This is a genomic window from Actinobacillus porcitonsillarum, from assembly GCF_003101015.1.
Taxonomy (GTDB): domain Bacteria; phylum Pseudomonadota; class Gammaproteobacteria; order Enterobacterales; family Pasteurellaceae; genus Haemophilus_A; species Haemophilus_A porcitonsillarum.
In genome coordinates this window covers 871,681-894,844 of the sequence record NZ_CP029206.1, presented here as the reverse complement: position 1 = coordinate 894,844, position 23,164 = coordinate 871,681, and the positions used below count along the sequence as shown (strand labels likewise).

General features: G+C 40.3%; 25 protein-coding genes. 11 read left to right on the top strand and 14 right to left on the bottom strand.

Going from position 1 to position 23,164, the window contains the following annotated elements:
• Positions 1–33 precede the first annotated feature (33 nt).
• The 3 genes from DDU33_RS04485 to DDU33_RS04475 are packed head-to-tail and all read right to left on the bottom strand — an operon-like array spanning position 34 to position 3,477.
• A complete protein-coding gene (locus DDU33_RS04485) occupies positions 34–1,053 on the bottom strand; it encodes a substrate-binding domain-containing protein (RefSeq protein WP_108923396.1) in 1,020 nt (339 codons plus the stop codon).
• Between the two features lie 20 nt (positions 1,054–1,073).
• Positions 1,074–2,495 (bottom strand): glycoside hydrolase family 32 protein, encoded by a 1,422-nt coding sequence (locus DDU33_RS04480; protein ID WP_108923395.1) that lies wholly within the window; start codon positions 2,493–2,495, stop codon positions 1,074–1,076.
• A 58-nt stretch (positions 2,496–2,553) separates the two neighbouring features.
• Positions 2,554–3,477, bottom strand: a complete 924-nt coding sequence (locus tag DDU33_RS04475; RefSeq protein WP_108923394.1) for an aminoimidazole riboside kinase — start codon at positions 3,475–3,477, stop codon at positions 2,554–2,556.
• 167 nt (positions 3,478–3,644) lie between these two features.
• Between DDU33_RS04475 and nirK the strand changes: the two genes are divergently transcribed.
• Entirely contained in the window at positions 3,645–4,700 is a 1,056-nt protein-coding gene (gene nirK / locus DDU33_RS04470) for a copper-containing nitrite reductase (protein WP_108923393.1), read from the top strand.
• Positions 4,701–5,064: 364 nt separating this feature from the next.
• Positions 5,065–6,051: an IS110 family transposase gene (locus DDU33_RS04465; protein WP_108923392.1), complete on the top strand. Its 987-nt coding sequence runs from the start codon at positions 5,065–5,067 to the stop codon at positions 6,049–6,051.
• Between the two features lie 92 nt (positions 6,052–6,143).
• Here DDU33_RS04465 and DDU33_RS04460 read toward each other — a convergent pair whose 3' ends face one another.
• From DDU33_RS04460 to DDU33_RS04440, 5 genes are all read right to left on the bottom strand, one after another.
• Positions 6,144–6,806, bottom strand: a complete 663-nt coding sequence (locus DDU33_RS04460) for a trimeric intracellular cation channel family protein (protein ID WP_005820602.1) — start codon at positions 6,804–6,806, stop codon at positions 6,144–6,146.
• A gap of 79 nt (positions 6,807–6,885) precedes the next feature.
• Positions 6,886–6,981 (bottom strand): methionine/alanine import family NSS transporter small subunit, encoded by a 96-nt coding sequence (locus tag DDU33_RS04455; RefSeq protein ID WP_202795059.1) that lies wholly within the window; start codon positions 6,979–6,981, stop codon positions 6,886–6,888.
• A 5-nt stretch (positions 6,982–6,986) separates the two neighbouring features.
• Positions 6,987–8,513: a sodium-dependent transporter gene (locus DDU33_RS04450; protein WP_108923391.1), complete on the bottom strand. Its 1,527-nt coding sequence runs from the start codon at positions 8,511–8,513 to the stop codon at positions 6,987–6,989.
• A 326-nt stretch (positions 8,514–8,839) separates the two neighbouring features.
• A complete protein-coding gene (locus DDU33_RS04445) occupies positions 8,840–10,108 on the bottom strand; it encodes an HlyC/CorC family transporter (protein ID WP_108923390.1) in 1,269 nt (422 codons plus the stop codon).
• 54 nt (positions 10,109–10,162) lie between these two features.
• Entirely contained in the window at positions 10,163–10,954 is a 792-nt protein-coding gene (locus tag DDU33_RS04440; protein ID WP_108923389.1) for a cytochrome C assembly family protein, read from the bottom strand.
• A gap of 220 nt (positions 10,955–11,174) precedes the next feature.
• On the opposite strand from DDU33_RS04440, the gene yceD reads away from it, so the two are divergent.
• The 9 genes from yceD to DDU33_RS04395 all read left to right on the top strand — a co-directional run bounded on the left by yceD (position 11,175) and on the right by DDU33_RS04395 (position 16,951).
• Positions 11,175–11,699: a 23S rRNA accumulation protein YceD gene (gene yceD, locus DDU33_RS04435; RefSeq protein WP_005820589.1), complete on the top strand. Its 525-nt coding sequence runs from the start codon at positions 11,175–11,177 to the stop codon at positions 11,697–11,699.
• Positions 11,700–11,715: 16 nt separating this feature from the next.
• The gene (rpmF, locus tag DDU33_RS04430) at positions 11,716–11,886 is read left to right on the top strand and encodes a 50S ribosomal protein L32 (RefSeq protein WP_005598552.1); all 171 of its coding nucleotides are present in this window, start codon (positions 11,716–11,718) and stop codon (positions 11,884–11,886) included.
• 19 nt (positions 11,887–11,905) lie between these two features.
• The gene (gene plsX, locus DDU33_RS04425) at positions 11,906–12,925 is read left to right on the top strand and encodes a phosphate acyltransferase PlsX (protein WP_108923388.1); all 1,020 of its coding nucleotides are present in this window, start codon (positions 11,906–11,908) and stop codon (positions 12,923–12,925) included.
• 116 nt (positions 12,926–13,041) lie between these two features.
• Positions 13,042–13,992, top strand: coding sequence for a beta-ketoacyl-ACP synthase III (locus DDU33_RS04420; protein WP_108923387.1), 951 nt, complete (start codon positions 13,042–13,044; stop codon positions 13,990–13,992).
• A gap of 12 nt (positions 13,993–14,004) precedes the next feature.
• Entirely contained in the window at positions 14,005–14,763 is a 759-nt protein-coding gene (gene trmB, locus DDU33_RS04415) for a tRNA (guanosine(46)-N7)-methyltransferase TrmB (protein WP_108923386.1), read from the top strand.
• A gap of 23 nt (positions 14,764–14,786) precedes the next feature.
• Positions 14,787–15,128 carry a YggL family protein gene (locus DDU33_RS04410; RefSeq protein ID WP_005820581.1) on the top strand — a complete coding sequence of 114 codons (342 nt, stop codon included), beginning with the start codon at positions 14,787–14,789 and terminating at the stop codon, positions 15,126–15,128.
• A gap of 83 nt (positions 15,129–15,211) precedes the next feature.
• Entirely contained in the window at positions 15,212–15,748 is a 537-nt protein-coding gene (locus DDU33_RS04405) for a YggT family protein (protein WP_108923385.1), read from the top strand.
• 1 nt (position 15,749) lies between these two features.
• Positions 15,750–16,052: a DUF167 family protein YggU gene (yggU, locus tag DDU33_RS04400; protein WP_108923384.1), complete on the top strand. Its 303-nt coding sequence runs from the start codon at positions 15,750–15,752 to the stop codon at positions 16,050–16,052.
• 29 nt (positions 16,053–16,081) lie between these two features.
• Positions 16,082–16,951, top strand: a complete 870-nt coding sequence (locus DDU33_RS04395) for a VirK/YbjX family protein (protein WP_108923382.1) — start codon at positions 16,082–16,084, stop codon at positions 16,949–16,951.
• Positions 16,952–16,996: 45 nt separating this feature from the next.
• On the opposite strand, the gene DDU33_RS04390 is transcribed toward DDU33_RS04395, so the two are convergent.
• The 6 genes from DDU33_RS04390 to slyD form a co-directional block, all read right to left on the bottom strand.
• A complete protein-coding gene (locus DDU33_RS04390; RefSeq protein ID WP_005820574.1) occupies positions 16,997–17,320 on the bottom strand; it encodes a zinc ribbon domain-containing protein YjdM in 324 nt (107 codons plus the stop codon).
• Between the two features lie 101 nt (positions 17,321–17,421).
• Positions 17,422–18,651, bottom strand: coding sequence for a phosphoglycerate dehydrogenase (gene serA, locus DDU33_RS04385; protein WP_108923380.1), 1,230 nt, complete (start codon positions 18,649–18,651; stop codon positions 17,422–17,424).
• A 129-nt stretch (positions 18,652–18,780) separates the two neighbouring features.
• On the bottom strand, positions 18,781–19,440 hold the full coding sequence (gene rpiA / locus DDU33_RS04380) for a ribose-5-phosphate isomerase RpiA (RefSeq protein WP_005820569.1): 660 nt from the start codon (positions 19,438–19,440) through the stop codon (positions 18,781–18,783).
• 86 nt (positions 19,441–19,526) lie between these two features.
• Positions 19,527–20,858, bottom strand: a complete 1,332-nt coding sequence (glmM, locus tag DDU33_RS04375) for a phosphoglucosamine mutase (RefSeq protein ID WP_005820567.1) — start codon at positions 20,856–20,858, stop codon at positions 19,527–19,529.
• A 24-nt stretch (positions 20,859–20,882) separates the two neighbouring features.
• Complete coding sequence (ilvA, locus tag DDU33_RS04370) at positions 20,883–22,406, bottom strand: threonine ammonia-lyase, biosynthetic (protein ID WP_108923378.1); 1,524 nt, start codon at positions 22,404–22,406, stop codon at positions 20,883–20,885.
• Positions 22,407–22,542: 136 nt separating this feature from the next.
• Positions 22,543–23,154 (bottom strand): peptidylprolyl isomerase, encoded by a 612-nt coding sequence (gene slyD, locus DDU33_RS04365; RefSeq protein WP_108923376.1) that lies wholly within the window; start codon positions 23,152–23,154, stop codon positions 22,543–22,545.
• Between the last annotated feature and the right edge of the window lie 10 nt (positions 23,155–23,164).

Genomic DNA, 23,164 nt, shown 5'->3' with positions numbered 1-23,164 from the left:
AAGAGGAGCAATTGCTCCTCTTTTCATTTCAACCTACCTACGCCAAATAATTTCACACTCAATCTTCACACTTTGAGTGGTTTGATGTTGCAAGATCTCATTGATTAGCCTGAACGTTTGTTTAGCGATTGTTTCGTGATCTTGCTTAATGGAATGAATGTGGAAAGGCAATGCATCTAGCAAATGATGATCGTCAAACGTCGCCAAATGTAGCTCTTTCGTCACCAGCTTACTCATCAATTTGTGTTCGGTTAAATAACGCAAAACGCCTTCTAAAAGGGTGTAAGAAGCGGTAAAAATCGCATCGGGTAAATGCCCTAATTTTTCAACCACCTCCGCTAACATTTGATAGCCGGATTCAGGTTGGTAATCTTTATGTAAAATCCAACCGCTTTCCGCTTTTAAATGCGCTTGTTCCAGCCCGATTTGAAACCCTTTCAAACGATTTTGGCTCGGCGATAGCGACAGTTGCCCGCCGAGGTAGTAAAAAGAGTTTAATTCATAAGCCCGAACAATATTTTCAACCAATTCCGCAATACTTTCGGTATCCTGACTGGTAATGGAAGGAATAGCCAAATCAGGAATGTATCGGTCTAATTGCAATACAGGCGTATGTTTTAAGATCGCCTGATAATAATCCGGATCTTGATGCGTTGGCGCCGTAATCAATAAATCGACTTGGCGGTTTAGCAAACTCTCAATCGCATTTTTTTCTTGGGTAGGGTTATCGTCTGAACACGCAATTAACAGATGTAACCCATTTTCTCGGCAGAGTTTTTCTAGGGTTTTGGCTGTTTGGGCAAAACCGTAGTTGGTCAAATCGGGAATAACCAAGCCAATCACATTCGTTCGCTGCGCTTGCAAGGCTTTAGCATACACATTAGCTCGATAGCCATATTGCTCAGCCACCTCACGAACTTTACGGCTCGTTTCCGCTTTGATACGAAAATCCTCTTCCTTATTATTTAAGATAATGCTGGCAGTCGTTTTCGAAACGCCTGCCAATTTAGCAATATCATTCAGTGTTAATCTTTTTTGTTGCGTTAATTTCACAACCCTACCCTTTATTTTCCTTAAAATTGAATGGCTTGAACCTGTGCGATTTGAGCGTCCACTGCTCGAGAACTTGTGACTTGATTTTCACGTTGTGCAATAAAGAAACGTGAGGTCATCACTTTCTCGCCACCGTTAATAAAAATTTCTACAATTGAGCGGTCAAAGTAGATCTCAATTTCATCAAGACGATCCACTTTCACTTTACGCACTGTATCAAATTTTTCCATCAGATCCGTTTGTGTGGTTTGAGAACGATCCAAGCTTAACACGCCATTTTCATAACGCAAGGCAAGATGTTGCCCTTCTGTATTGCGGAAGAATGTTAATTCAAGCGGTTGATTTTCAACCTTAACTTGCAAATAACTGGTATCTAAATTTGCAATTTCGCCCGACAATTTTACCGCTTGTTTCTCGCCTAATTTCACGATAGGGCGTTGTGTAATTTTGCCGTTCTCTAACGTTAATTGACGTGGCATTGTCAGCGTAGAATGCCATTTGTATTTATCCGTTGGGTAAGTTAAATCCGGCAGACCAATCCAACCAAATAAAATGCGATCGCTGTTTTGTACCGTTTGCGGCGCATAAAAATCAAAGCCGTAATCTAACTCTTCGATATGCTCCGCATTGAGTTGATTACCTTCAAGCGTACCCAAAGCATAAGTCGCGTGATAGTTATTTTGGAATTGGTACTGCTCACGTAATTTCCCTTGTGGCGACCAAACAAAAACATCTTTACCACCTAATTGGAAAAGATCAGGGCATTCCCACATAAAGACGTGGCTGTTATCAAAATCTTTAACCGCTAACTCTGACACTAAACGAGGTGTGTCATTTAAATTATCCATTTCATAGATTAAACAGGTTCCCGTTAGATTTTCACGTTGCGCTCCCAATACAAAACGGATTTTACCTTCTGCGGTAATATAAGGTTTTGGATCACGCACGTGTTCGGTATAGCCTTGCGGTGCTTGATCGATAATGCAACGTTTTTCTAATAATTTGCCCGATTTATCAAAAATCGCAATGTTTTGGTGTGGTACACGTTCATTATCTGATGGACGGCGTGTATTGCCGGTATAAAATGCGACAATGTTATCTTCCCATAAAATCGCACCGCCGGAGTAGCAACCGTGCGACTCAAACATTTCATCAGGAATAAGTAAATCGCCTTTTGTGAAAGTTTGAAAATCGGTGGTAATGAAATGCTCCCAATGCTTCATGCCGTGCATCGCATCATAAGGGAACCATTGCGCAAAAATGTGATATTTCTCACCATCAAAAATCAAACCGTTTGGATCGTTAAATAACCCTGTTTTTGGTGCTAAGTGGTAAGTTGGGTAGAAATCGTGATCAGAAAGTACCGTTTGACGAATTTGGTTTAACTCATCTGGGGATTGTGCGTGAAGGCTTTTGTATTTGCCGTTGTTGAAAATGTGCATAATGAATTCTCAAAAAACTTTGTTTATAAATAAGGTGCGTATTAACGCACCTATATCCTTAATTCGCTAAAAATGCTTCTAATTGCGCCTTGTTTGGAAGCGCAGCCATTGCACCTTTTGCCGTTGTAGCTAAAGCACCTGAAGCATTTGCTTTGCGGATGACTTCAACTAACGTTGCTTCTTCTTTCCAATCTGATACTTGCGATAAACCGGCTAATAATCCACTTACGAAAGCATCGCCTGCACCTGTTGTATCTACCGGTTTTAATGCTTTGCCTTTTACCACTTGGCTCTTACCGTTTAAGTGATAAATTGCCCCATCTTTCCCTAAGGTAATGATGATCAATTTTTCCGGATATTGTGCAGTAATTAACTTCGTGGCTTCTTCTAAATTCGTGGTGTTAGTTAAAAGCGTTAATTCTTCTTCAGAGAATTTCAGAATATCTGCCATTGCAATCACGCTGTTTACCACCTCTTTCATCTCATCTAGGCTTGCCCAGAGCGACTCACGTAAATTCGGATCGAAAGAGAAGAAACCGCCAACTTCTTTAATACGGCGAATTGCCTCAATAGTGGTTGAACGAGAAGGATTGTTGATTAACGCAATCGAGCAACAATGTAAAAAATCGCCTTGATGGAAAGTCGGTAAATCGCCAACTTCTAAGAACTGATCGGCACTTGGATTAACCATAAACGTAAAGCTACGTTCGCCATCGTCTAAGCCGACAATGACCGTTGATGTACGTTGTTGCGGATCTAAAATCATATTATCGGTGGAAACCTTTTCCGCTTGAAGCGTTTGTTGCATAAATTTACCCAGCGGATCATTACCCACTCGACCAATAAATCCTGCCTCACAACCTAAGCGAGAAACCCCAACTGCCACATTTGCCGGTGCACCACCTGCGCATCTTAAATAGTGATTTTCTCCATCTGGAATTAAATCAACAACGGCATCGCCTGTTACCCAAATTTTACTCATAAAATAATTCTCTTTAATAACAAAAAATATTGAAACGGATCTTAGCTAAAACGGTTTAGGTTTGCAAATTCAACTTAAAATTTGCAAACTTTTTTTGAAAAAATACCGCTTGTTCATTTAAAGCATTATAATCTAAAACGTTTACCGATTATACAAAGGTCTTTACTATGAAAAAAACGTTTTTCCTCCTAGGATTTCTATCATCATCTGCTTTTGCGATCCCCGTTGCAGAATTAGTCCCAGCCGCTCAACTGCCTACTATTGAAGCAGAATTAACGACAGCCCCCAATGTGCCAAAACCACTTGAGCGCACAACTCCGGCAAAAGTCGTTGTCAAACTCGAAAGCCTTGAGAAAATCATGACTATTGATAAAGGCGTTCAATTTAAATATTGGACGTTTAATGGCTCAACGCCTGCACCTTTTATTCGGGTACGTGAGGGCGATATGGTGGAAGTACAGCTCTCAAACCCTATCAATGGCAAGATGGAACACGCTATTGATTTCCACTCTGCTGCCGCACCGGATGGGGGAGCCGAAGCCAGTTTAACCGCACCGGGGAAAAGCACCACATTTGCTTTCCGAGCGATGACACCCGGACTGTATGTCTACCACTGCGGTGCCGCTCCGGTTGGCGTACATCTCGGTAAAGGCATGTTTGGTTTAATGTTAGTCGAGCCTAAAGAGGGCTTACCGAAAGTCGATAAAGAATTCTACATTATGCAGAATGAATTTTATGTAAAAGATGGTGCTAATCCTAACCTTAAAGTCTTTGATATGATGAAAGCCGATTATGAACTGCCTGATTATGTGGTGTTTAACGGCAAAGTCGGCGCTTTAACCGAACAAAATGCGCTAAAAGCCAAAGTGGGGGAAAATGTCCGCTTCTTTGTCGGGAATGCCGGCCCCAATAAAATATCTTCGTTCCATCTTATCGGTCGCACTTTTGATACCGTTTATGTTGAAGGCGGCACACTACAAAATCATAATGTACAAACCACGCTTATTCCAGCTGGTGGTACTACAATCGTTGAAATGGAAATGCAAGTGCCGGGGAAATATACGTTTTTAGATCACAGTCTATTTCGTGCAGAAAAAGGGGCTAAAGGTCAATTAATTGTTGAGGGAAAAGATAATCCGGAAATCTATCAAGGTAAAATCAAAGAAGAACCTTTTAATAAACACAACCCTGATGCGGATGTGAATGCAGGGTTTACGCATTAAGTTTAGGTTGTATAGTTACTACATTACGTAGTGCTTGCAAAAACCTTTAGTTGACATAGGGACGCCACGCTGGCGTCCGTAAATTAACACAATATAGACAAACTAAATCCCTTTTAAAGTTAAGGCAACGTTATAAATAGTGTTTTTTTTAGGACGCCAGCGTGGCGTCCCTTGTATTAGAATATGGGTAAAAGAAAACCCCATTACGAGTACTATCATAATGGGGTTAAAGAGAAAGTTGTGGCGTCCCTAGTGCTATTAAGCACGTAGTGTAGATATAAGCCTACTTCCTCATCCACTATCACCCCGAATGGTATCTCAGGCACGTTTTCCGTAGCCCGCATTCACAAGGTTTGGAGGTCAAATGGATAACCCATTATATTACGTTGGCATTGATATTGCCAAAGCTAAATTTGATGTTGCCATTAAATTACAAAACAGCAAACATAAGCATAAAGTGTTTGAAAATAATCCAGAAGGATTTCAATCACTTATGCAGTGGCTCAATACATTTGGTGAAACTTTTCACTGCGTAATGGAAGCCACCAATATTTATCACGAAGCCCTAGCTGATTTTCTGTTTCAACAGCAAATCACCGTTAGCGTAATTAACCCTAAATGTAGTGCAAATTTCACGAGAACCGATAATTTACGCCCTAAAACCGACAAAATCGACGCAAAAATGCTTGCCGATTATGCCGATGAAAAGCGTCATAAATTACCGATTTATCAGCCAATTTCCCCTGCTCAACGGGAATTGTTGCGTAAAAATCGCCAACTTGACCACCTGAAAAAACAGTTGGCACAAGAAAAAACACGGCTAACGATGTTGATTGATAGCGATTGCATTGCTTCAACACAGCAGATGATTGCCTTCATCAAAGCGCAGATTAAGGCTTTGGAGAAAACGATTAAACAGTGCGTTAATGCAGATAACACATTGAAAAACAATGTAAAATTGCTTTGCACTATTCCTGCTATTGGCTTTGCAACCGCCATTCAACTGATTGCCCATTTAGGTGATGGCAATCGTTTTAAAAATGCAAAAGCAGCAGCCACTTTTACAGGCTTAACCCCGATGATTAAAAGTTCGGGGAAAAGTTTAAATACCGTTATTGGTATCTCAAAAATCGGGCAATCCGACATTCGCAAGGCGCTCTTTTGTCCTGCAATGAATTTTGCCTTTGGCTGCTACAAAAATAGCGTATATCGCTCGTTTGTATTGCGGTTGCTTGAGTGTGGTAAGCCTAAAATGGTAATTATCACTGCTTTAATGCGTAAATTAGTCACTATTGCACAGGCTGTATTGCAAAAACAGACGGCATTTAATTTAGATACATTTATGAAATAAAATTTGTTGTGTCTTATGGTATCTACATATATTGCTCACATAACACTACATAATACCGCATAGTTAAATAACTTTAGCGTTTCATTATCAACTCACTTCTTCCGTTTTGACAATCTATCCACCAAATCGCCCTTGCCTAAGTACTGTGCTTCATCAAATTCAAAAACAGGCAAGCCCAGCTTAAACCGCATCGCCAATAACCGAAGCCCAAAGCCTAAAATTAACGTGGCAATAACCACGACATTTTGGTTCAATCCTATTTCTTGCAAGCCGATGTAGATACAAGTAGAGAGAAACGCAATACTGGCATAGAGCTCTTTTCGGAAAACCAGCGGAATACGATTACACAACAAATCTCGTAACACACCCCCAAAGGCACCCGTTACCACCGCCGCTACACAAGCGATCACTAAACCATACCCCATATCTAAGGCAACTTGTGCACCAATAATCGAAAACACAATCAGTCCGAGGGCATCTAACACTAAAAAAATCGTGCGGAAATAACCTAAAAAAGGCGCAATAAACATCGTGAAAACGGCTGCGCCTGCCACGATGAGCAAGTACTCCGGATGTGCTACCCAGCCTAACGGGTAGTGTCCTAATAACATATCTCGTACCGAACCACCACCAATGGCTGTAACCGATGCAATAATAATCACACCGAACATATCCATTTTTTCCCGACCGGCAGCCAACGCACCTGTAATCGCTTCTGCGGTAATCCCGATAATATAGAGTGTTAAAAGCAACATGCGTAAAAATTCCTATAAAAATGACCGCTTGTATTATACCTACAAGCGGTCATCTTTTAAGATAATTTTACAAACTCGTTTATTCTTTTGGTAAGTGTTTAATCGCTGCGATTAAGCCGCCCCAAATAATCACTAACGCCACGAGCATCATAATAATTGCTGAAGTACTCATCATTCCTCCTACTCAAAATCTTTATCAACTTTATGTTCGGCAAGATTTAAATCTTTCCATTTTAGGCGAGAAAGCAAGAATGCCGCTACTAACAAGCTGATTGCCATGCCCCAACCAAAGGTATTCACAAACCAGCTAGGATAGCCTTCATAACCTTCGGTAAACACTTTTGCTCCTTCACTGAACAACATAAATGCAAGAATACCCGTGGTAATCACGATACATAAACGCCATACAAAGCCCACTTTAAATGAAGAGGTTGCATTGATATGTCCGCCTAATAAACCTAATTTTTCATTCGCCACAATCGCAATTAATGAAACAAATGCCACCGCAACAATACCAAAGTAGTTTACAAATTTATCCATCACATCGAGCATTTGTAAACCTGTTGTCGTGCCAAATAAAACGGTTGAAACGATCATCATTGGCACACCTACGATTAAGGTTGTTTGCACACGTCCTGTACGTAATTTATCTTGTACCGCTGAAATGATTACTTCGATAACTGAAATAAATGATGTTAATGCGGCAAAGGTTAATGAGCCGAAGAATAACACCCCTAATACTGAGCCGAATGGCGCTTCGTTAATGATGGTTGGGAAAGCAAAGAAAGCTAAGCCGATACCACCTTTTGCCACATCACTCACTTCTTGCCCTGCTGCCATTGCCATAAAGCCAAGTGCTGCAAATACCCCGATACCGGCTAACACTTCAAAACTTGAGTTCGCAAAACCAACAACTAACCCTGTTCCCGTTAAGTCCGAGTCTTTCTTCAAATATGAAGCATAAGTAATCATAATCCCGAAACAGATTGAAAGAGAGAAGAAAATTTGACCGTATGCGGCAATCCACACACTTGGATCAGAAAGTTTTTCCCAGTTTGGTGTGAAGAGTGCATCTAAGCCTTTTGCCGCCCCCGGTAAGGTTAATGCATAGCCTACTAACGCCACAAACATCACAACAAGCACCGGCATCAAAATTCCTGAGGTTTTTGCAATCCCTTTTTGAACACCAAATGCCAATACAGCTAAGGCAATAATCCACATTGCAAGTAGTGGGCCTACCACCATACCAACAAATTCAAAACTCACGCCATTGGCAATATCGCCCATTTTTAAGAACTCGCCTACGAAGAAATCTACCGGTTTTTCGCCCCACGCCTTCGTGAAAGAGAAATAGGTATAAATTGCCGCCCAGCCAAGTACCACCGCATAGTAAAGCCCGATAATGACATTTACTAACACTTGCCACCAACCAAAGGTTTCAAAATGTTTGTTAAAACGGCGATATGAAAGAGGTGCACCACCACGATGGCGATGACCAATGGCAAAATCTAAAAAGAGAAGTGGGATCCCGGCGGTTAAAAGTGCCACGATATAAGGGATCATAAATGCACCGCCACCATTTTCATAAGTGGTATAAGGGAAACGCCAAATGTTCCCTAATCCAACAGCTGAACCGATGGCAGCCATAATAAACGCTTTACGACCGGCAAAGGTCTCACGTTTTGGTTGAATTTTTTGATTAGACACGAAAAGTTCCTCTAAAAAAATAAATCTATTTGTTTTAAGTCAAAAAAATACGAAAAATCGTAAACAGTTGAAGAATATGCCTAAGAGGAAAAAAAGTAAAGGAAGAAAATATAAGAAATAATGTATATTTAGGCCTTTTATTAGCATAAAACTCTAAACGACAACGTTTGCGTAAGTTTTAAAAACTGGCAGGTTCAACTTTTTAGATTTATTACATAGTTTCATTTTAGAAAAATAGTAGGATTATTTCTTTTTTAATTGAGTAAAAAACAAGCGGTGGAATTTGTAAATCACATTACAAATTCCACCGCTTATCGTTAAGTATGTTATTGCTCTAAAATAATCGGCTCAACTTTTGCCTGTTTAACCATATTGTCCGCCACTTCTAGAATGGTCACTTTTAGGTTATATAGTTCAAATTGCGTGTCTTCATCGGGGATTTTTTCAAGGTGCTCTAGAATTAAACCGTTGAAGGTACGAACTTCATCCAGAGGCAATTGCCAGCCGAAGAGTTTGTTCAAATCTCGCAGATTTGCTGAGCCTTCAATAATGACTGAACCGTCTGATTGGGGCTTCACTTCTTCCTCTAACGTTGGTGCCGTTGAGGTGGTAAATTCTCCGACAATTTCTTCTAAAATATCTTCGAGTGTGACCAAGCCTTTAATATCGCCGTATTCATCTACGACTAAGCCGATGCGTTCTTTATTGGTTTTAAAATTCATCAACTGCGTAGTCAATGGCGTGCCTTCGGGAATAAAATAGACTTCATCAACCGCTCTCACAAGCATTTCTTTGGTGAATTCATTTTTTTCTAGCATCAATCGGAACGCTTCTCGTACACGGAGCATACCGAGGACGTTTTTATCCATATTGCCTTTATAAATCACAACACGGGCGTGTGCCGCACCGGTGAGTTGGCGCATAATGGCTTTCCAGTCGTCATCAATATCAATTCCGCCAATATCATTGCGAGGTACCATAATGTCATCCACCGTGACTTTTTCCATATCAAGGATAGAAATCAGCATATCTTGGTGCTCGGTTGGGATAAATTTGCCGGCTTCTAATACTACGCCTCTTAATTCTTCTGCGCTTAATCCCGTGTTTTCATCTTTACGAATATGCAGCAACTTCATTAACGCATTGATGATTAAATTCATCAAAAAGACGAGCGGTAAGAATAATTTTTTGAGCGGTGTAAGAATATAGCTGACAAAAAAGCCGATGCGTTCCGGGTAAATGGCTGCTATGGTTTTTGGCAAAATTTCAGAGAAAACTAACATCACAAAAGTTAAGATACCCGTTGCCGCTGCCACACCGGCATCGCCGGCAATACGCATACCGATCATGGTGGCAATCGCTGAAGCGGCGATATTAACCAAGTTATTACAGATGAGAATGAAGCTTAGTAATACATCGGTTTTTTCAAGCAGTTTTTCCGCAAGTCGAGCACCTTTATGCCCTTGTTCGGCAAGGTGCTTCATTTTGTAACGGTTTAAAGACATCAGCCCTGTTTCAGAGCCGGAGAAGAAAGCAGATAAAAGTAGAAGAATCGCTAAAGTAATAAATAAACTACTCAGGGGGATACTGTCCAAAACGAAAATCCTTAATCAAAAATAACGTATTGTAAAGTACAGAAAGTACCTTTCCTAAATCAGGTGGCTACCAAAATAACCTATGCTTAATAAAAGCATGCCTAAGATTGAATAAACCAGCACACGATTTCCTCGCCAACGTAACTTCCATTGTCCAAGCAATTGAATGTTATACACTATCCAAGCGGCAAAAGAGAACATCGCTTTATGCACTTGCTCCGGTGCAAAAAAGTTATGTAAATAAATCATTCCGCTGACTAAGGTCACGGTTAGAAGAGCTTGAGCCGCAAGTGTTAATGTGAAAAAGTGGCGTTCTACCGTCATCAAAGGCGGCAACATGGCACAAAAGACCATTTTCTTACTCTTCAATTTATGATCTAACCATTTCAACTGGAAGGCATAAATCAAAGCAAGGAAGAAAAGTGCATAAGAAAAAAGTGCGATACCTAAATGAAAAATCAGTCCAGCATTTTCAGACAGATTTTTGGTGAAATGCCCCGTTGAAATCAGAGTAACGGCAACGCTACAAATACCATAGGTATAAACCACCATTAACGGGAACCATAATGTTCTCCATTTAGGAAGCGCTAATGTTGCGACCGCACTTAAAAGTAAACTCATCAAAGCATTCACATTCGCTAAAGTAAAATTTTGCCCTTCCGATAAAAAGAACTCGCGAGATAAACTGAATAGATGTAAAACAACTGCCAACAGCCCGATGCTAAATACCGCTTTTATATTCGGTTTTTTATCGCTGTTTGTTTGATTTTCAAGATTGACCAAAGTTGGCACAACCCATAATAAAGCACCGGAATAAGCAATAATTGTTAGAATGGCAAATAACATTTCTCTCTCGATAAATCTTGTCTAATTAAGAATAATTTTCAGCTAGTTGCAAAAGTTACCAGTTTTATCGCTTTTTGGCTATCTTTAAAGAAAAATTTTTTGAATAATTTAGCTTATATCAAAGGGGACATCAGTAAGCGGTCGTTTCTGAATGGATTTTTGCAAAAAAGCCGATTTTCCTTTTGACTATTTGACATTCTATCTGTAATATATCGACCCTATGCAAAAGGTAAAACTACCCCTAACTATTGACCCATATAAAGACGCACAGCGTCGAATGGATTACGAAGGCTACATTTCTGCTAGTCTCCTTAGTCGTTTGGGTGAATCTGTTAGTAACGTGCTAAGCGATGCACAAGTTACTCTCTCGTTATACATCGATCCACAAAAACTGACTGTGATTAAAGGCACAGCCACTGTTGATGTGGAACTTGAATGCCAACGATGCGGTAACCCATTTACGCAAACGCTCGACTGCACATTTTGTTTCAGTCCAGTGTCAAATATGAATCAGGCGGACGATTTGCCCGAGATTTATGAGCCAATCGAAACTAACGAATTTGGCGAAGTAAATTTACTAGATATGATTGAAGATGAATTTATCATTGAATTACCTCTAGTCCCGATGCATAACGCTGAACACTGTGAAGTGTCCACGCAGGAACAGGTTTTTGGCGAATTGCCCGAAGAACTGGCGAAAAAACCGAACCCGTTCGCTGTATTAGCTAATTTAAAAAAGAACTAACTTAGGAGTATAGCCAATGGCTGTTCAACAAAACAAAAAATCTCGTTCACGTCGTGATATGCGTCGTTCACACGATGCTTTAACAACTGCTGCAGTATCAGTAGATAAAACTACCGGTGAAACTCACTTACGTCACCACGTAACTGCTGACGGTTACTACCGTGGTCGTAAAGTAATCAACAAGTAATTCCTTATTGGAGTATCACTTGAGTCATCTGACTCTTGCGTTAGATGTAATGGGCGGGGACTTTGGTCCCCGTGTTACTACTCCTGCAACCTTAAAAGCCTTGGAGCAAAATCCAACGCTTTCTTTTCTTCTATTTGGCAATCAGCAACAATCTGCGCCTTTTTTAGAGAAAATCCCTCCACAATATCAACAGCGTATCCAATTTCATCATACTGAACAGGTTATTGATGCTAATGCCTCTTTCTCTCTTGCCATTAAACAGAGTAAAAACAGCTCTATGCGACTTGCCATTGAGGCCGTAGCCAAAGGATTAGCGGATGGTTGTATCAGCGGCGGCAACACCGGGGCGTTGATGGGCTTAGCCAAATTACTTATTACACCACTTCCAAATATCGATCGACCGGCATTAACTTCGCTTATTCCAACAATGAACGGACAATCTACCGTAATGCTGGATTTAGGCGCGAATGTTGAAGTGAATAAAAAGCAACTCACTCAATTTGCTGAGATGGGCAATCTTTTTGCTGAAGTAATGTTAGATTTGGTTTATCCTCGCTTATCTTTACTTAACATAGGCACAGAAGATAGTAAGGGGACGCAACTTATCCGTGATGTACATCAACATTTACGAACTCGTCATGATATCAACTATCAAGGTTTTATTGAAAGTGATAAGTTGCTCAATCATCTCACTGATGTCATTGTTTGCGATGGCTTAAGTGGCAACATTGCATTAAAAGCCTTAGAGGGAGCCGCGAAAAATATTATCTCACTACATAAAAACCCCGAAAGCTCACACCTTTGCTTGATGGTTAAAAATTATGTAATGAAAGCAATTTTATATCCTTACTACCGTAAACTGCAAAAAATCAATCCTGATCGACACAATGGCGCAACACTCCTTGGCTTATCTAAAGTTGTGGTAAAAAGCCACGGTGGCGCAAACGAGAAAGCATTCTTTTATGCGATTGAATATGCGGCTCGGCAAGTTCAATCTCAGATTCCCCAACAAATTCAACAACGATTGGTACATTTGTAATCTATTTACCGATTTTTGCATCTTTTTGCCAAATTTATACCGCTTGTTTACTCTATAAATTTACCCCATTTCACGCTATAATAGTGGAATTCATTTTAAGATATTGAGAATAAAATATGAACAGCAAGATTTTAGCAACCGGCAGCTATATGCCTGCTCAAGTTCGTACAAATGCTGATTTAGAAAAAATGGTAGAGACTTCTGATGAGTGGATTGTTACCCGCTCAGGAATGAAAGAACGCCGTATTGCAGCAGCGGACGAAACGGTTGCCACAATGGGTTTTGAAGCAGCAAAAAAATGTTTGGAACAAGTCAATCTCGATCCGCAAGAGATTGATTTAATTGTGGTGGGGACAACCAGTAACTCTCACGCCTACCCAAGTGCGGCATGCCAAATTCAAGGAATGTTAGGTATTGACGATGCGATCTCTTTTGATGTGGCAGCTGCTTGTACCGGCTTCGTTTACGCTTTAAGCGTTGCCGATCAATTTGTGCGTACTGGAAAAGTTAAAAAAGCATTAGTGGTGGGTTCTGATCTCAATTCTCGTAAATTGGATGAAACGGATCGTAGCACCGTTGTTCTTTTCGGTGATGGTGCTGGCGCAGTTATTCTAGAGGCAAGTGAAGAAAAAGGCATTATTTCAACTCATTTACACGCATCTGCCGATACTAAAGATTCCCTTGTGCTACCGAATGTGGAACGTGGAAACGATCGCTCGGGTTTTATCTCTATGCAAGGTAATGCTACCTTTAAATTAGCAGTAAAACAGCTTTCTGATGTGGTTGAAGAAACTTTAGCGGCTAATCAATTAGATAAATCCGAATTAGATTGGCTTATCCCACACCAAGCAAACATACGAATCATCAGTGCAACGGCTGAAAAACTTAATATGTCGATGGATCAAGTTGTGATCACCTTAGATCGTTATGGTAATACCAGTGCTGCAACCATTCCTGTTGCCCTAGATGAAGCGGTGCGTGACGGGCGTATCAAACGTGGGCAACTATTGCTTCTTGAAGCCTTTGGTGGCGGTTGGACTTGGGGTTCTGCCCTTGTTAGATTTTAATCGGTGAATATGATGTCTGAAAAAATTACTTTTGCCGATAAAAAACGTAAAACTGTTGAACAAGCAGAATTTACACCTGATGGCCGTTATCTACGTAAAGTGCGTAGTTTCGTTCTTCGCACTGGGCGTTTAAGCGATTATCAACGTGATATGATGAATAATAACTGGGAAAATCTCGGTTTAGATTATCAAAATACGCCTTTTGATTTTGAAGCGATTTTTGGCAACAACAATCCTGTGGTGCTTGAAATTGGCTTTGGTATGGGGCGTTCTTTAGTAGAAATGGCTGAGCAAAATCCTGATCGCAACTATATTGGGATTGAAGTCCATACACCAGGGGTGGGGGCTTGTATCGCTTATGCCTTGGAAAAAGGCGTGAAAAATCTGCGAGTGATCTGTCACGATGCGACAGAGATTTTGCGAGATAGTATTGCTGATGGTTCATTGGGTGGATTACAGCTTTATTTCCCCGATCCGTGGCAAAAAGCGAAACACCATAAACGCCGTATTGTTCAACCTGAATTTATTACTCGTGTATTAACCAAACTGTCGCCGAATGGTTTTATCCATTTTGCGACCGATTGGGAAAACTACGCAGAGCATATGCTAGAGGTATTACGCCAGTTTGAACGAGAGCTACACAATACTTCCGAAACCAATGATTTTATCCCTCGTCCAAGTTTCCGCCCTTTAACTAAATTTGAAGAGCGTGGATATAAACTCGGACACGGTGTTTGGGATCTCTATTTTACAAAAAAATCTTTTAACTAATTTTATTCAATAAGGAGAATAAAATGGCGATTAAACGTAATGCGCGTCAGCGTAAAAAAATGCACTTAGCAGAGTTCCAAGAATTAGGCTTTTTAGTTAAATTCCAATTTGCTGATGGTACCGGTATCGATCAAATTGATGTTTTGGTTGATCGCTTTATTGAAGAAGTTATCCGTCCAAACGGCTTAGCTTATGAAGGTAGCGGTTACCTTGCTTGGGAAGGTTTAGTATGCTTAGAGAAATTAGGCAAATGTGATGAATCACACCGCCAATTAGTAAAAAGTTGGTTAGAAAGCAATAACTTACAAAATGTTGAAGTGAGTGAGTTATTTGATATTTGGTGGGATTATCCTGTTCAAGCCTAATTAAACACTTTTTCAAGCGGTCAATTTTTGCAAAAAATTCACAGAAATTGACCGCTTATCTTATCAATTAAAAAGGAAATAAGATGGAATTTTTTGCTTCTATTCTGTCAATCGTTATTGGTTTTTTAACCTTTATCTTAATCCTTCGTGCCTGGTTTGAATTTTGTCGTGTTGATATTCGATTACCGATTTCACAATCATTATTAAGAATGACATCGCCAATTTTGAACCCTGTGAGTAAATTCATTCCGACAGTAAAAGGGATTAATTTTGCAGCCATTTTGGTGTCAGTATTACTCTTTACTTTGGAGAAATGGATTGTGTATCAAGCGGCTATTCCTCTTGCTGTACTTTCCGGTGTATTAGGCGTAGTCAAAACTTTCGGGCAAATTTTATTCTTTACTACCCTTATTCGAGCTTTAATGAGTTGGGTAACACAAGGTAATCACCCGTTAGACTATACGATTGCACAAATTACCGAGCCGGTACTTGGTATGATTCGCCGCTTACTGCCTCGCACAGGTATGCTAGATTTTTCGGTCATGGTTTTAGGTTTTGCGCTTATTTTGCTAAATAGCCTGTTCTATAACATTTTTGGTGTACTTTGGGCGATAGCATAAGATGACAAAAGCGGTTGAAATTACCCAAGCCCCAAACGGTATTCGTTTGCGTATCTTTCTTCAACCTAAAGCAAGCCGAGATCAAATTGTCGGCTTGCACGATGAAGAACTCAAAATTGCCATTACTGCCCCACCTGTTGATGGTGCGGCAAATGCCCATTTACTTAAGTTTTTGAGCAAGCTCTTTAAAGTACCTAAAAGCAGTATTGAGCTAGAAAAAGGCGAATTACAACGTCATAAACAAATTTTCATTCCAGAACCGAAACAAATCCCTCAAGAAATTAAAAATTTATTAGATAAATAACTAAAACTTTATATTGGAATTAGGAGACTATGGACAAAAATACCTATCGCTGGCCCTCACCCTGGTTACTTTACCCTGATCAAGGAAAAAAATCTTATCGTCTAAAACGCTTTCGTTATCATCTACGCTCCCTTTTACACTACTCACTCATCAAAACTTTTGAGCAAAAAGTGAATCAAGAACCTCACTTACAAAAACTATTATTAGAAAGGGCAAGCTATAGTTATCCGCTTGTTCACCGCTTTCTAGATAAACGTTTTAATAGCCAAAAGCGTTTGGCAATGATTTATGAAAATTTAACCTTTTTGCCTCACGTTATGGCAGAAAAAGGGTTGCCTCCTCTTTGGGAAAAGCCGCTCTGCTTTGGCGAAGTCATTGAAGGTTTTGAAATTTATCTTAACATCAATGAACACCAAGCGATGGAAGGTTACTGGGCATTGGAATTACGCTATAAACCAACAAATCAATTAGTTTATCTCCTCACTTTTGGAAAATTAGAAAAAGCGCTACTCATCGCTGTCATTCAAGGTCCTAATTTTGAAGGTTCAAAAGAAGTTGTTAAAACATTAACAAAGCGGTGCTACGGATTACGCCCTGCTTATTTAATGGTTGAAACAATGAAAGCGCTTACTCTAACATTAGGTTATAAAACTTTATTAGGTATTCCTCAAAAATACCAAAATAAATCACGTTTGATACAAAGTAAACGCTATGTTGTAGATTATGATACAATCTTCCAAGAAAGTGCAGGCAAAATAGGCGAATACTGGACCCTCCCCCTCACATTTGAAACAAAATCATTAGAAGAGATCCCGAGCAAGAAAAGATCAATGTATCGAAAACGTTATGCTATGCTAGATAATCTATTGGCGAGTATGAAAAATATTTTACATAAATAGTAAAAAAACGACCGAAAGCGGTCGTTTTTTATTGGAAATTATCTATTATGCTTTTTTCAAAAATTCTGACTTCAGCATAATTTTGCCACAATCAACATTGTGGTCGCCGTTTACAAGGCGGATGCCTTTAAATTTTGTGCCTTTCTTTAAAACTTCTGATGAACCTTTTAGTTTCAGATCTTTAATCAGTAGTACATCATCGCCATCTGCTAATAAATTACCGTTGCTATCTTTAACAATGAGTTGATCGTCATCGGCTTCAACGGTTTCTTCTCCAGTCCATTCATAAGCACAATCAGGGCACACAAATTGAATAGAATCGTGGTAAGTATTTTCGCCTTTACATTGAGGGCAAGCTGGGAATGTCATTTTTAAATCCTTCCGTTGTAATAAAACTTTATTTTATAACGAAATCTTCTAAAAAGTAAGGGCGAATCACAAGATTCACCCTTTTCTACTTAAATCAATGGTTAGTAAAGCACACGTGCTTTAATTGTACCTTCAATTTCTTTCAAACGCGCTAAGAAATCTGCTGTATCTTCTGATTGTACATCAATCACAACATAACCAATTTCCGGATCGGTTTGCAGATACTGACCGGCAATATTCACATTCGCATCCACAAAGACTTGGTTAATTTTATTTAAAATACCCGGTTTGTTTGCATGAATATGGAGTAAACGTTTTGTATTATCGTGGGTTGGTAACGATACTTCAGGGAAGTTTACCGCTGATAATGTTGAACCATTATCTGAATATTTCACAAATTTATTTGCCACTTCAGTGCCGATATTCGCTTGCGCTTCTGAAGTAGAACCACCGATATGCGGTGTCAAAATCACGTTATCGAATTGGCGTAACGGCGATTCAAATGGATCATTAATCGATGCCGGCTCTTCAGGGAATACGTCAATAGCGGCACCACGTAATGAACCAGCCTCTAAGCGTGCGGCTAAAGCATCAATATCGACAACTGTTCCACGTGCTGCGTTAATTAACACCGCATCTTCTTTTAGTTGGGCAATACGTGCCGCATTCATTAAGTTTTTGGTTGATGCATTTTCAGGCACGTGTAATGAAATCGCATCACAACTACTCAATAACTCATCTAGCGTAGCAATTTGTTGCGCATTACCTAACGGGAGTTTATTTTCAATATCGTAGAAATACACTTGCATGCCCACAGCTTCCGCAATCACACTTAATTGTGAACCGATATGCCCATAACCGATAATGCCTAATTTTTTGCCACGAACTTCATTTGAGCCTGCCGCCGATTTATTCCACACACCACGATGCACTTCTGCATTCGCTTTAGGCACTTGGCGCATTAACAGAATAATCTCTGCCAACACTAATTCAGCCACCGAACGTGTATTTGAGAAGGGGGCGTTAAACACAGGAATACCACGGCGTTTCGCCTCTTGCAAATCAACTTGGTTTGTACCGATACAGAAACAACCAATCGCAATCAGCTTATTGGCATGCGCCAACACTTCTTTCGTTAAATGCGTACGAGAACGAAGCCCTATGAAATGTGCGTCTTTGATTGCTTCAATCAATTCCTCGCCGTCTAAGGCTTTTTTATGGTATTCAATATTGGTATAACCTGCTGCTTGTAGGACATCTAATGCATTTTGATGCACGCCTTCCAATAACAAGAACTTAATTTTTGATTTATCGAGAGAAACTTTAGCCATAATAATGATTCCTTGTTGTGTTTGATGAGAGGATTTAAACACAATTCGCTCAAAATTTCACGAATCTTTTAGACCAAATAATTATAAGCGGTTCGATTTCGTTATTTTTTTGCAAATTGTGTTTGTCAATTATTCAAGGATTTTTGCCCCTTCAGGCGTGCCGACAATCGTCACATTGGCAAAACGTTGGGCAAAAATACCATTGGTAACCACACCGGCAATATTGTTAATGGTATGCTCCATTTTTAGTGGTTCTAAAATTTTGAAATTATGTACATCTAAAATCACATTGCCATTATCGGTTACCACGCCTTCACGATATTCCGGTGAACCACCTAAAGCGACTAATTGACGAGCCACATAAGAGCGAGCCATTGGAATAACCTCAACCGGTAATGGGAAGGTTGAGCCTAATACATCCACTTGTTTTGAGCTATCTACGATACAAACAAATTTCTTCGCTAATGAACTCACGATTTTTTCACGGGTTAAAGCCGCACCGCCGCCCTTGATCATATAACCTTGTGGTGTAATTTCATCTGCACCATCAATATAAACGTCAAGTTCACTGACTTCATTAGCACTAAAGACTTCAATACCTAACGCTTTTAAACGTTCTTCAGAAGCTTTTGATGCCGCCACAGCGCCTTTAATTTGATCTTTCATTGAGGCTAATTCATCAATAAAGCAATTTACCGTTGAGCCGCTACCAACGCCCACAATCGTATCCGGTGTGACGAATTTTAATGCCGCCTTTGCCGCAATTTTTTTCATTTCTTGTTGGTTCATATTCTATCCTTTCTTTTTCACATAAATGAATGATGAAAATAAGCGGTCGGATTTGCAAATTTTTTTGCAAACAAGACCGCTTGTCATTAATTACGTTTTACCGCTTCGGCAATTTCTTCTGCACAGCTTTGGGCTAACGTACCATCTTCACATTCCACCATTACCCGAATAAGTGGCTCTGTGCCTGATTTACGTAATAGAATGCGCCCTTTACCTGCCAAACGCTCCTCAACGGCTTTTGCTACCGCTTTAACCTCTTCGCTTTCTAACGGATTATTGCCACCTGAGAAGCGAACGTTAATCAACACTTGAGGGAATAGTGGTACCGCTTTAGCTAATTCATTTAGGGTCATTTTGTGCGACACCATAGCAGCTAAAACTTCTAACGAAGCAATAATGCCATCGCCGGTCGTGTTTTTATCGAGCACGATAATATGCCCTGAGTTTTCGCCACCAAGCTTCCAGCCTTTTTCTTTTAACTGTTCTAGCACATAACGGTCGCCCACATTAGCGCGAGAGAATGGGATTGCTAGCTCTTTTAATGCAATTTCCAAGCTCATATTACTCATTAAGGTACCCACTACGCCACCTTGCAATTTGCCGGCACGTAATGCTTCACGAGCAAGAATAAAGAGAATTTGGTCGCCATCTACTTTATTGCCTAAATGATCTACCATCATAATACGGTCGCCATCGCCATCGTAAGCTAAACCAATATCTGCGCCTGCTTCGACAACCACTTTTTGCAGGGCTTTAATATCCGTTGCACCGCATTTCTCATTGATATTCAGACCATTTGGGTGCGTACCGATTTCAATAACTTCTGCCCCTAATTCACGCATAACATTAGGTGCGATGTGGTAGGTTGCTCCATTTGCACAGTCCACCACAATTTTATAGCCTTCTAAACTAAGATGTGAAGGGAAGCCAGCTTTACAGAACTCAATATAACGACCTGCTGCATCGTTGATACGACTGGCTTTACCTAAATTCGCTGAGTCCACGCAATCCATGGGTTCATCTAGCATCGCTTCAATCGCTTCTTCTACTTCATCCGGCAATTTTTCGCCAACCGCAGAGAAGAATTTAATACCGTTATCGTAATACGGGTTATGTGAAGCCGAAATGACAATCCCAGCTTCTGCACGGAAAGTGCGTGTTAAGTAAGCAATTGCCGGCGTTGGCATTGGACCAACAAAGACTGCCGATAAACCGGCAGCAGTTAAACCTGCTTCTAATGCAGACTCCAACATATAACCTGAAATACGAGTATCTTTACCGATTAACACTTTTTTTGTGCCTTGTGTTGCCAACACTTTACCGGCAGCCCAACCCAGTTTTAAAGCAAATTCAGGGGTAATGGGAAATTTACCGACTTCGCCACGTACGCCATCTGTACCAAAGTATTTACGTGCCATTTTTTTATTCCTTCATTTATTCGATTATTTTAAAAAGTATTGATATGCCGGACTATCATTCACATTTTGGAAACGATAGCCTAGCTGCTCTAAATGTTTATTTAATTCTGCTTCCGAACCCGGCTCGATAGCAAATGCTGCTAAAATATCGCCGTAATCTGCCCCGTGCGCTCGGTAATGGAATAACGAAATATCCCAATCCGTTAAGGCTTGTAAGAATTTCAACAATGCGCCTTTTTGTTCCGGAAACTCAAAGCTATAAAGTTGCTCATTTTTAAGAGAAGCTGGTCTTCCCCCCACCATATAACGCACGTGGGTTTTCGCAATATCATCATCCGAAAGATCGGAAACATTATAACCGTTTTGCTGTAATTCTTTAATAATTTCAGCTTTTTCTGCGCTACCTGAAATACGTACACCAACAAAAATACAAGCGTTAGTATCATCAGCGTGGCGATAGTTAAATTCTGTTACTGCACGATTACCTAAAATTTGGCAGAATGTTAAGAAACTGCCTTTACGTTCAGGAATGGTTACCGCTAATAACGCTTCGTGTTTTTCACCGATTTCACAACGCTCGGAAACAAAACGTAAAGTATGGAAGTTGAGGTTTGCGCCCGATAAAATACAGGCTAGATTTTCATCTTCAATATTATTCGCTTTAACATATTTTTTGAGTCCGGCTAATGAAGTTGCACCCGAAGGCTCTGCAACCGCACGCACATTTTCAAAAATATCTTTTAACGCCGCACAGATTTCATCATTATCGACTAAAACCACTTCGTCCACATATTGTTGGCAAATACGGAAGGTTTCATCGCCAATACGCTTAACGGCAATACCGTCAGCAAATAGACCAACACGATCTAAATCAACCGGTTTTCCTGCTTTCAAGGCGTGATATAAACAGGCAGAGTCCTTAGATTCCACGCCAATCACTTTGATATTTGGTAAGAGTTGTTTAACTAAAATAGCGATTCCGGCAATTAAGCCACCACCGCCCACCGGCACAAAAATACGATCTAAATCCGAGCGCTGTTGAACCAGCTCCATACCAATTGTGCCTTGACCGGCAATAACCGCAGGCGCATCAAAGGGGTGAATAAAGGTCATATTCAACTCTTGCGATAATTCTAAGGCTTTCGCTTTCGCTTCATCAAAGTTTGCCCCGAAAAGCAACACCTCTCCACCAAAACCTCTTACCGCATCGACTTTAATCGTTGGCGTATTTTGTGGCATAACAATCAACGCTCTTAGTCCTAAATGTTTTGCCGAAAGTGCAACACCTTGTGCGTGGTTCCCTGCTGAAGCGGCAATCACACCGGCTTCTTTTTGTGCTTTAGATAAATTCGCAATCATCGCAAATGCGCCACGTAGCTTGAAACTATGTACGGGCTGGCGATCTTCACGTTTAATAAAGATTTTGTTATTTAAACGCTCGGACAATTTCTCCATTTTTTGCAATGGGGTTACTTGGGCAAGATCGTAGATATTAGAACTGAGAATGGTTCGGAGATAATCGGTATCGGATAGATGCTGCTGTGTCATAATAAGTTATTTATTGAAATTATCGTTAAGAAAATCAGGTGCAAGAGAATAGCAAAAAGATCGTCAAATTTAACCGCTTTCTCTTGCCTTAAATGACAAAATCTTCCCTACATAGGCAGGGAAGATTTGGCTTGAATTAGTGATGATGACCGTGACCACCGCAACCACAGCCACCGTGACCGTGATGATGATCGTGTTCATGGTCGTGATGATGGTGATGACCACCACCGCAGCAACCATGACCTTCTTCTTCATCATGACCGCCGCAACCACAACCGTGGCCTTCTTGATGGATATGACCGTGAGCAATCTCTTCTAAAGTTGCTTCACGAGTTGCTACCACTTCAACAGAGAATAATAATTCTTGACCGGCTAACATATGGTTGCCATCAACAACCACTTCATCGCCATCAACTTCAGTGATCACAACAGGTAATGGACCTAAATCTGTGTCTGCAATAAAACGCATACCCACTTCTAGCTCATCAACACCCATAAATACATCTTTTGGTACACGTTGAACCATATTCTCGTTATATTCGCCGTAACCTTCTTCAGGGCTTACACGCACTTCAAAAGTATCGCCAACAGCTTTACCTTCTAATGCTTTTTCTAAACCTTCAACTAAGTTGTTATGGCCGTGTAAATATTCTAATGGTTGATTTACCGGTGCTTCATCAACTAAAACACCATCTTGCGTACGAACTTGGTAAGCAATGCTTGGTACAACATTTTTTGTAATTTTCATTTAATGATCC

Coding starts and splice junctions, on each gene's coding strand:
- DDU33_RS04480 (WP_108923395.1), bottom strand. CDS start 2,495: ATGCACATTTTCAACAACGGCAAATACAAAAGCCTTCACGCACAATCC.
- DDU33_RS04475 (WP_108923394.1), bottom strand. CDS start 3,477: ATGAGTAAAATTTGGGTAACAGGCGATGCCGTTGTTGATTTAATTCCA.
- nirK (WP_108923393.1), top strand. CDS start 3,645: ATGAAAAAAACGTTTTTCCTCCTAGGATTTCTATCATCATCTGCTTTT.
- DDU33_RS04465 (WP_108923392.1), top strand. CDS start 5,065: ATGGATAACCCATTATATTACGTTGGCATTGATATTGCCAAAGCTAAA.
- DDU33_RS04460 (WP_005820602.1), bottom strand. CDS start 6,806: ATGTTGCTTTTAACACTCTATATTATCGGGATTACCGCAGAAGCGATT.
- DDU33_RS04455 (WP_202795059.1), bottom strand. CDS start 6,981: ATGATGAGTACTTCAGCAATTATTATGATGCTCGTGGCGTTAGTGATT.
- DDU33_RS04440 (WP_108923389.1), bottom strand. CDS start 10,954: ATGTTATTTGCCATTCTAACAATTATTGCTTATTCCGGTGCTTTATTA.
- yceD (WP_005820589.1), top strand. CDS start 11,175: ATGCAAAAGGTAAAACTACCCCTAACTATTGACCCATATAAAGACGCA.
- rpmF (WP_005598552.1), top strand. CDS start 11,716: ATGGCTGTTCAACAAAACAAAAAATCTCGTTCACGTCGTGATATGCGT.
- DDU33_RS04420 (WP_108923387.1), top strand. CDS start 13,042: ATGAACAGCAAGATTTTAGCAACCGGCAGCTATATGCCTGCTCAAGTT.
- trmB (WP_108923386.1), top strand. CDS start 14,005: ATGTCTGAAAAAATTACTTTTGCCGATAAAAAACGTAAAACTGTTGAA.
- DDU33_RS04410 (WP_005820581.1), top strand. CDS start 14,787: ATGGCGATTAAACGTAATGCGCGTCAGCGTAAAAAAATGCACTTAGCA.
- DDU33_RS04405 (WP_108923385.1), top strand. CDS start 15,212: ATGGAATTTTTTGCTTCTATTCTGTCAATCGTTATTGGTTTTTTAACC.
- yggU (WP_108923384.1), top strand. CDS start 15,750: ATGACAAAAGCGGTTGAAATTACCCAAGCCCCAAACGGTATTCGTTTG.
- DDU33_RS04395 (WP_108923382.1), top strand. CDS start 16,082: ATGGACAAAAATACCTATCGCTGGCCCTCACCCTGGTTACTTTACCCT.
- DDU33_RS04390 (WP_005820574.1), bottom strand. CDS start 17,320: ATGACATTCCCAGCTTGCCCTCAATGTAAAGGCGAAAATACTTACCAC.
- serA (WP_108923380.1), bottom strand. CDS start 18,651: ATGGCTAAAGTTTCTCTCGATAAATCAAAAATTAAGTTCTTGTTATTG.
- rpiA (WP_005820569.1), bottom strand. CDS start 19,440: ATGAACCAACAAGAAATGAAAAAAATTGCGGCAAAGGCGGCATTAAAA.
- glmM (WP_005820567.1), bottom strand. CDS start 20,858: ATGGCACGTAAATACTTTGGTACAGATGGCGTACGTGGCGAAGTCGGT.
- ilvA (WP_108923378.1), bottom strand. CDS start 22,406: ATGACACAGCAGCATCTATCCGATACCGATTATCTCCGAACCATTCTC.
- slyD (WP_108923376.1), bottom strand. CDS start 23,154: ATGAAAATTACAAAAAATGTTGTACCAAGCATTGCTTACCAAGTTCGT.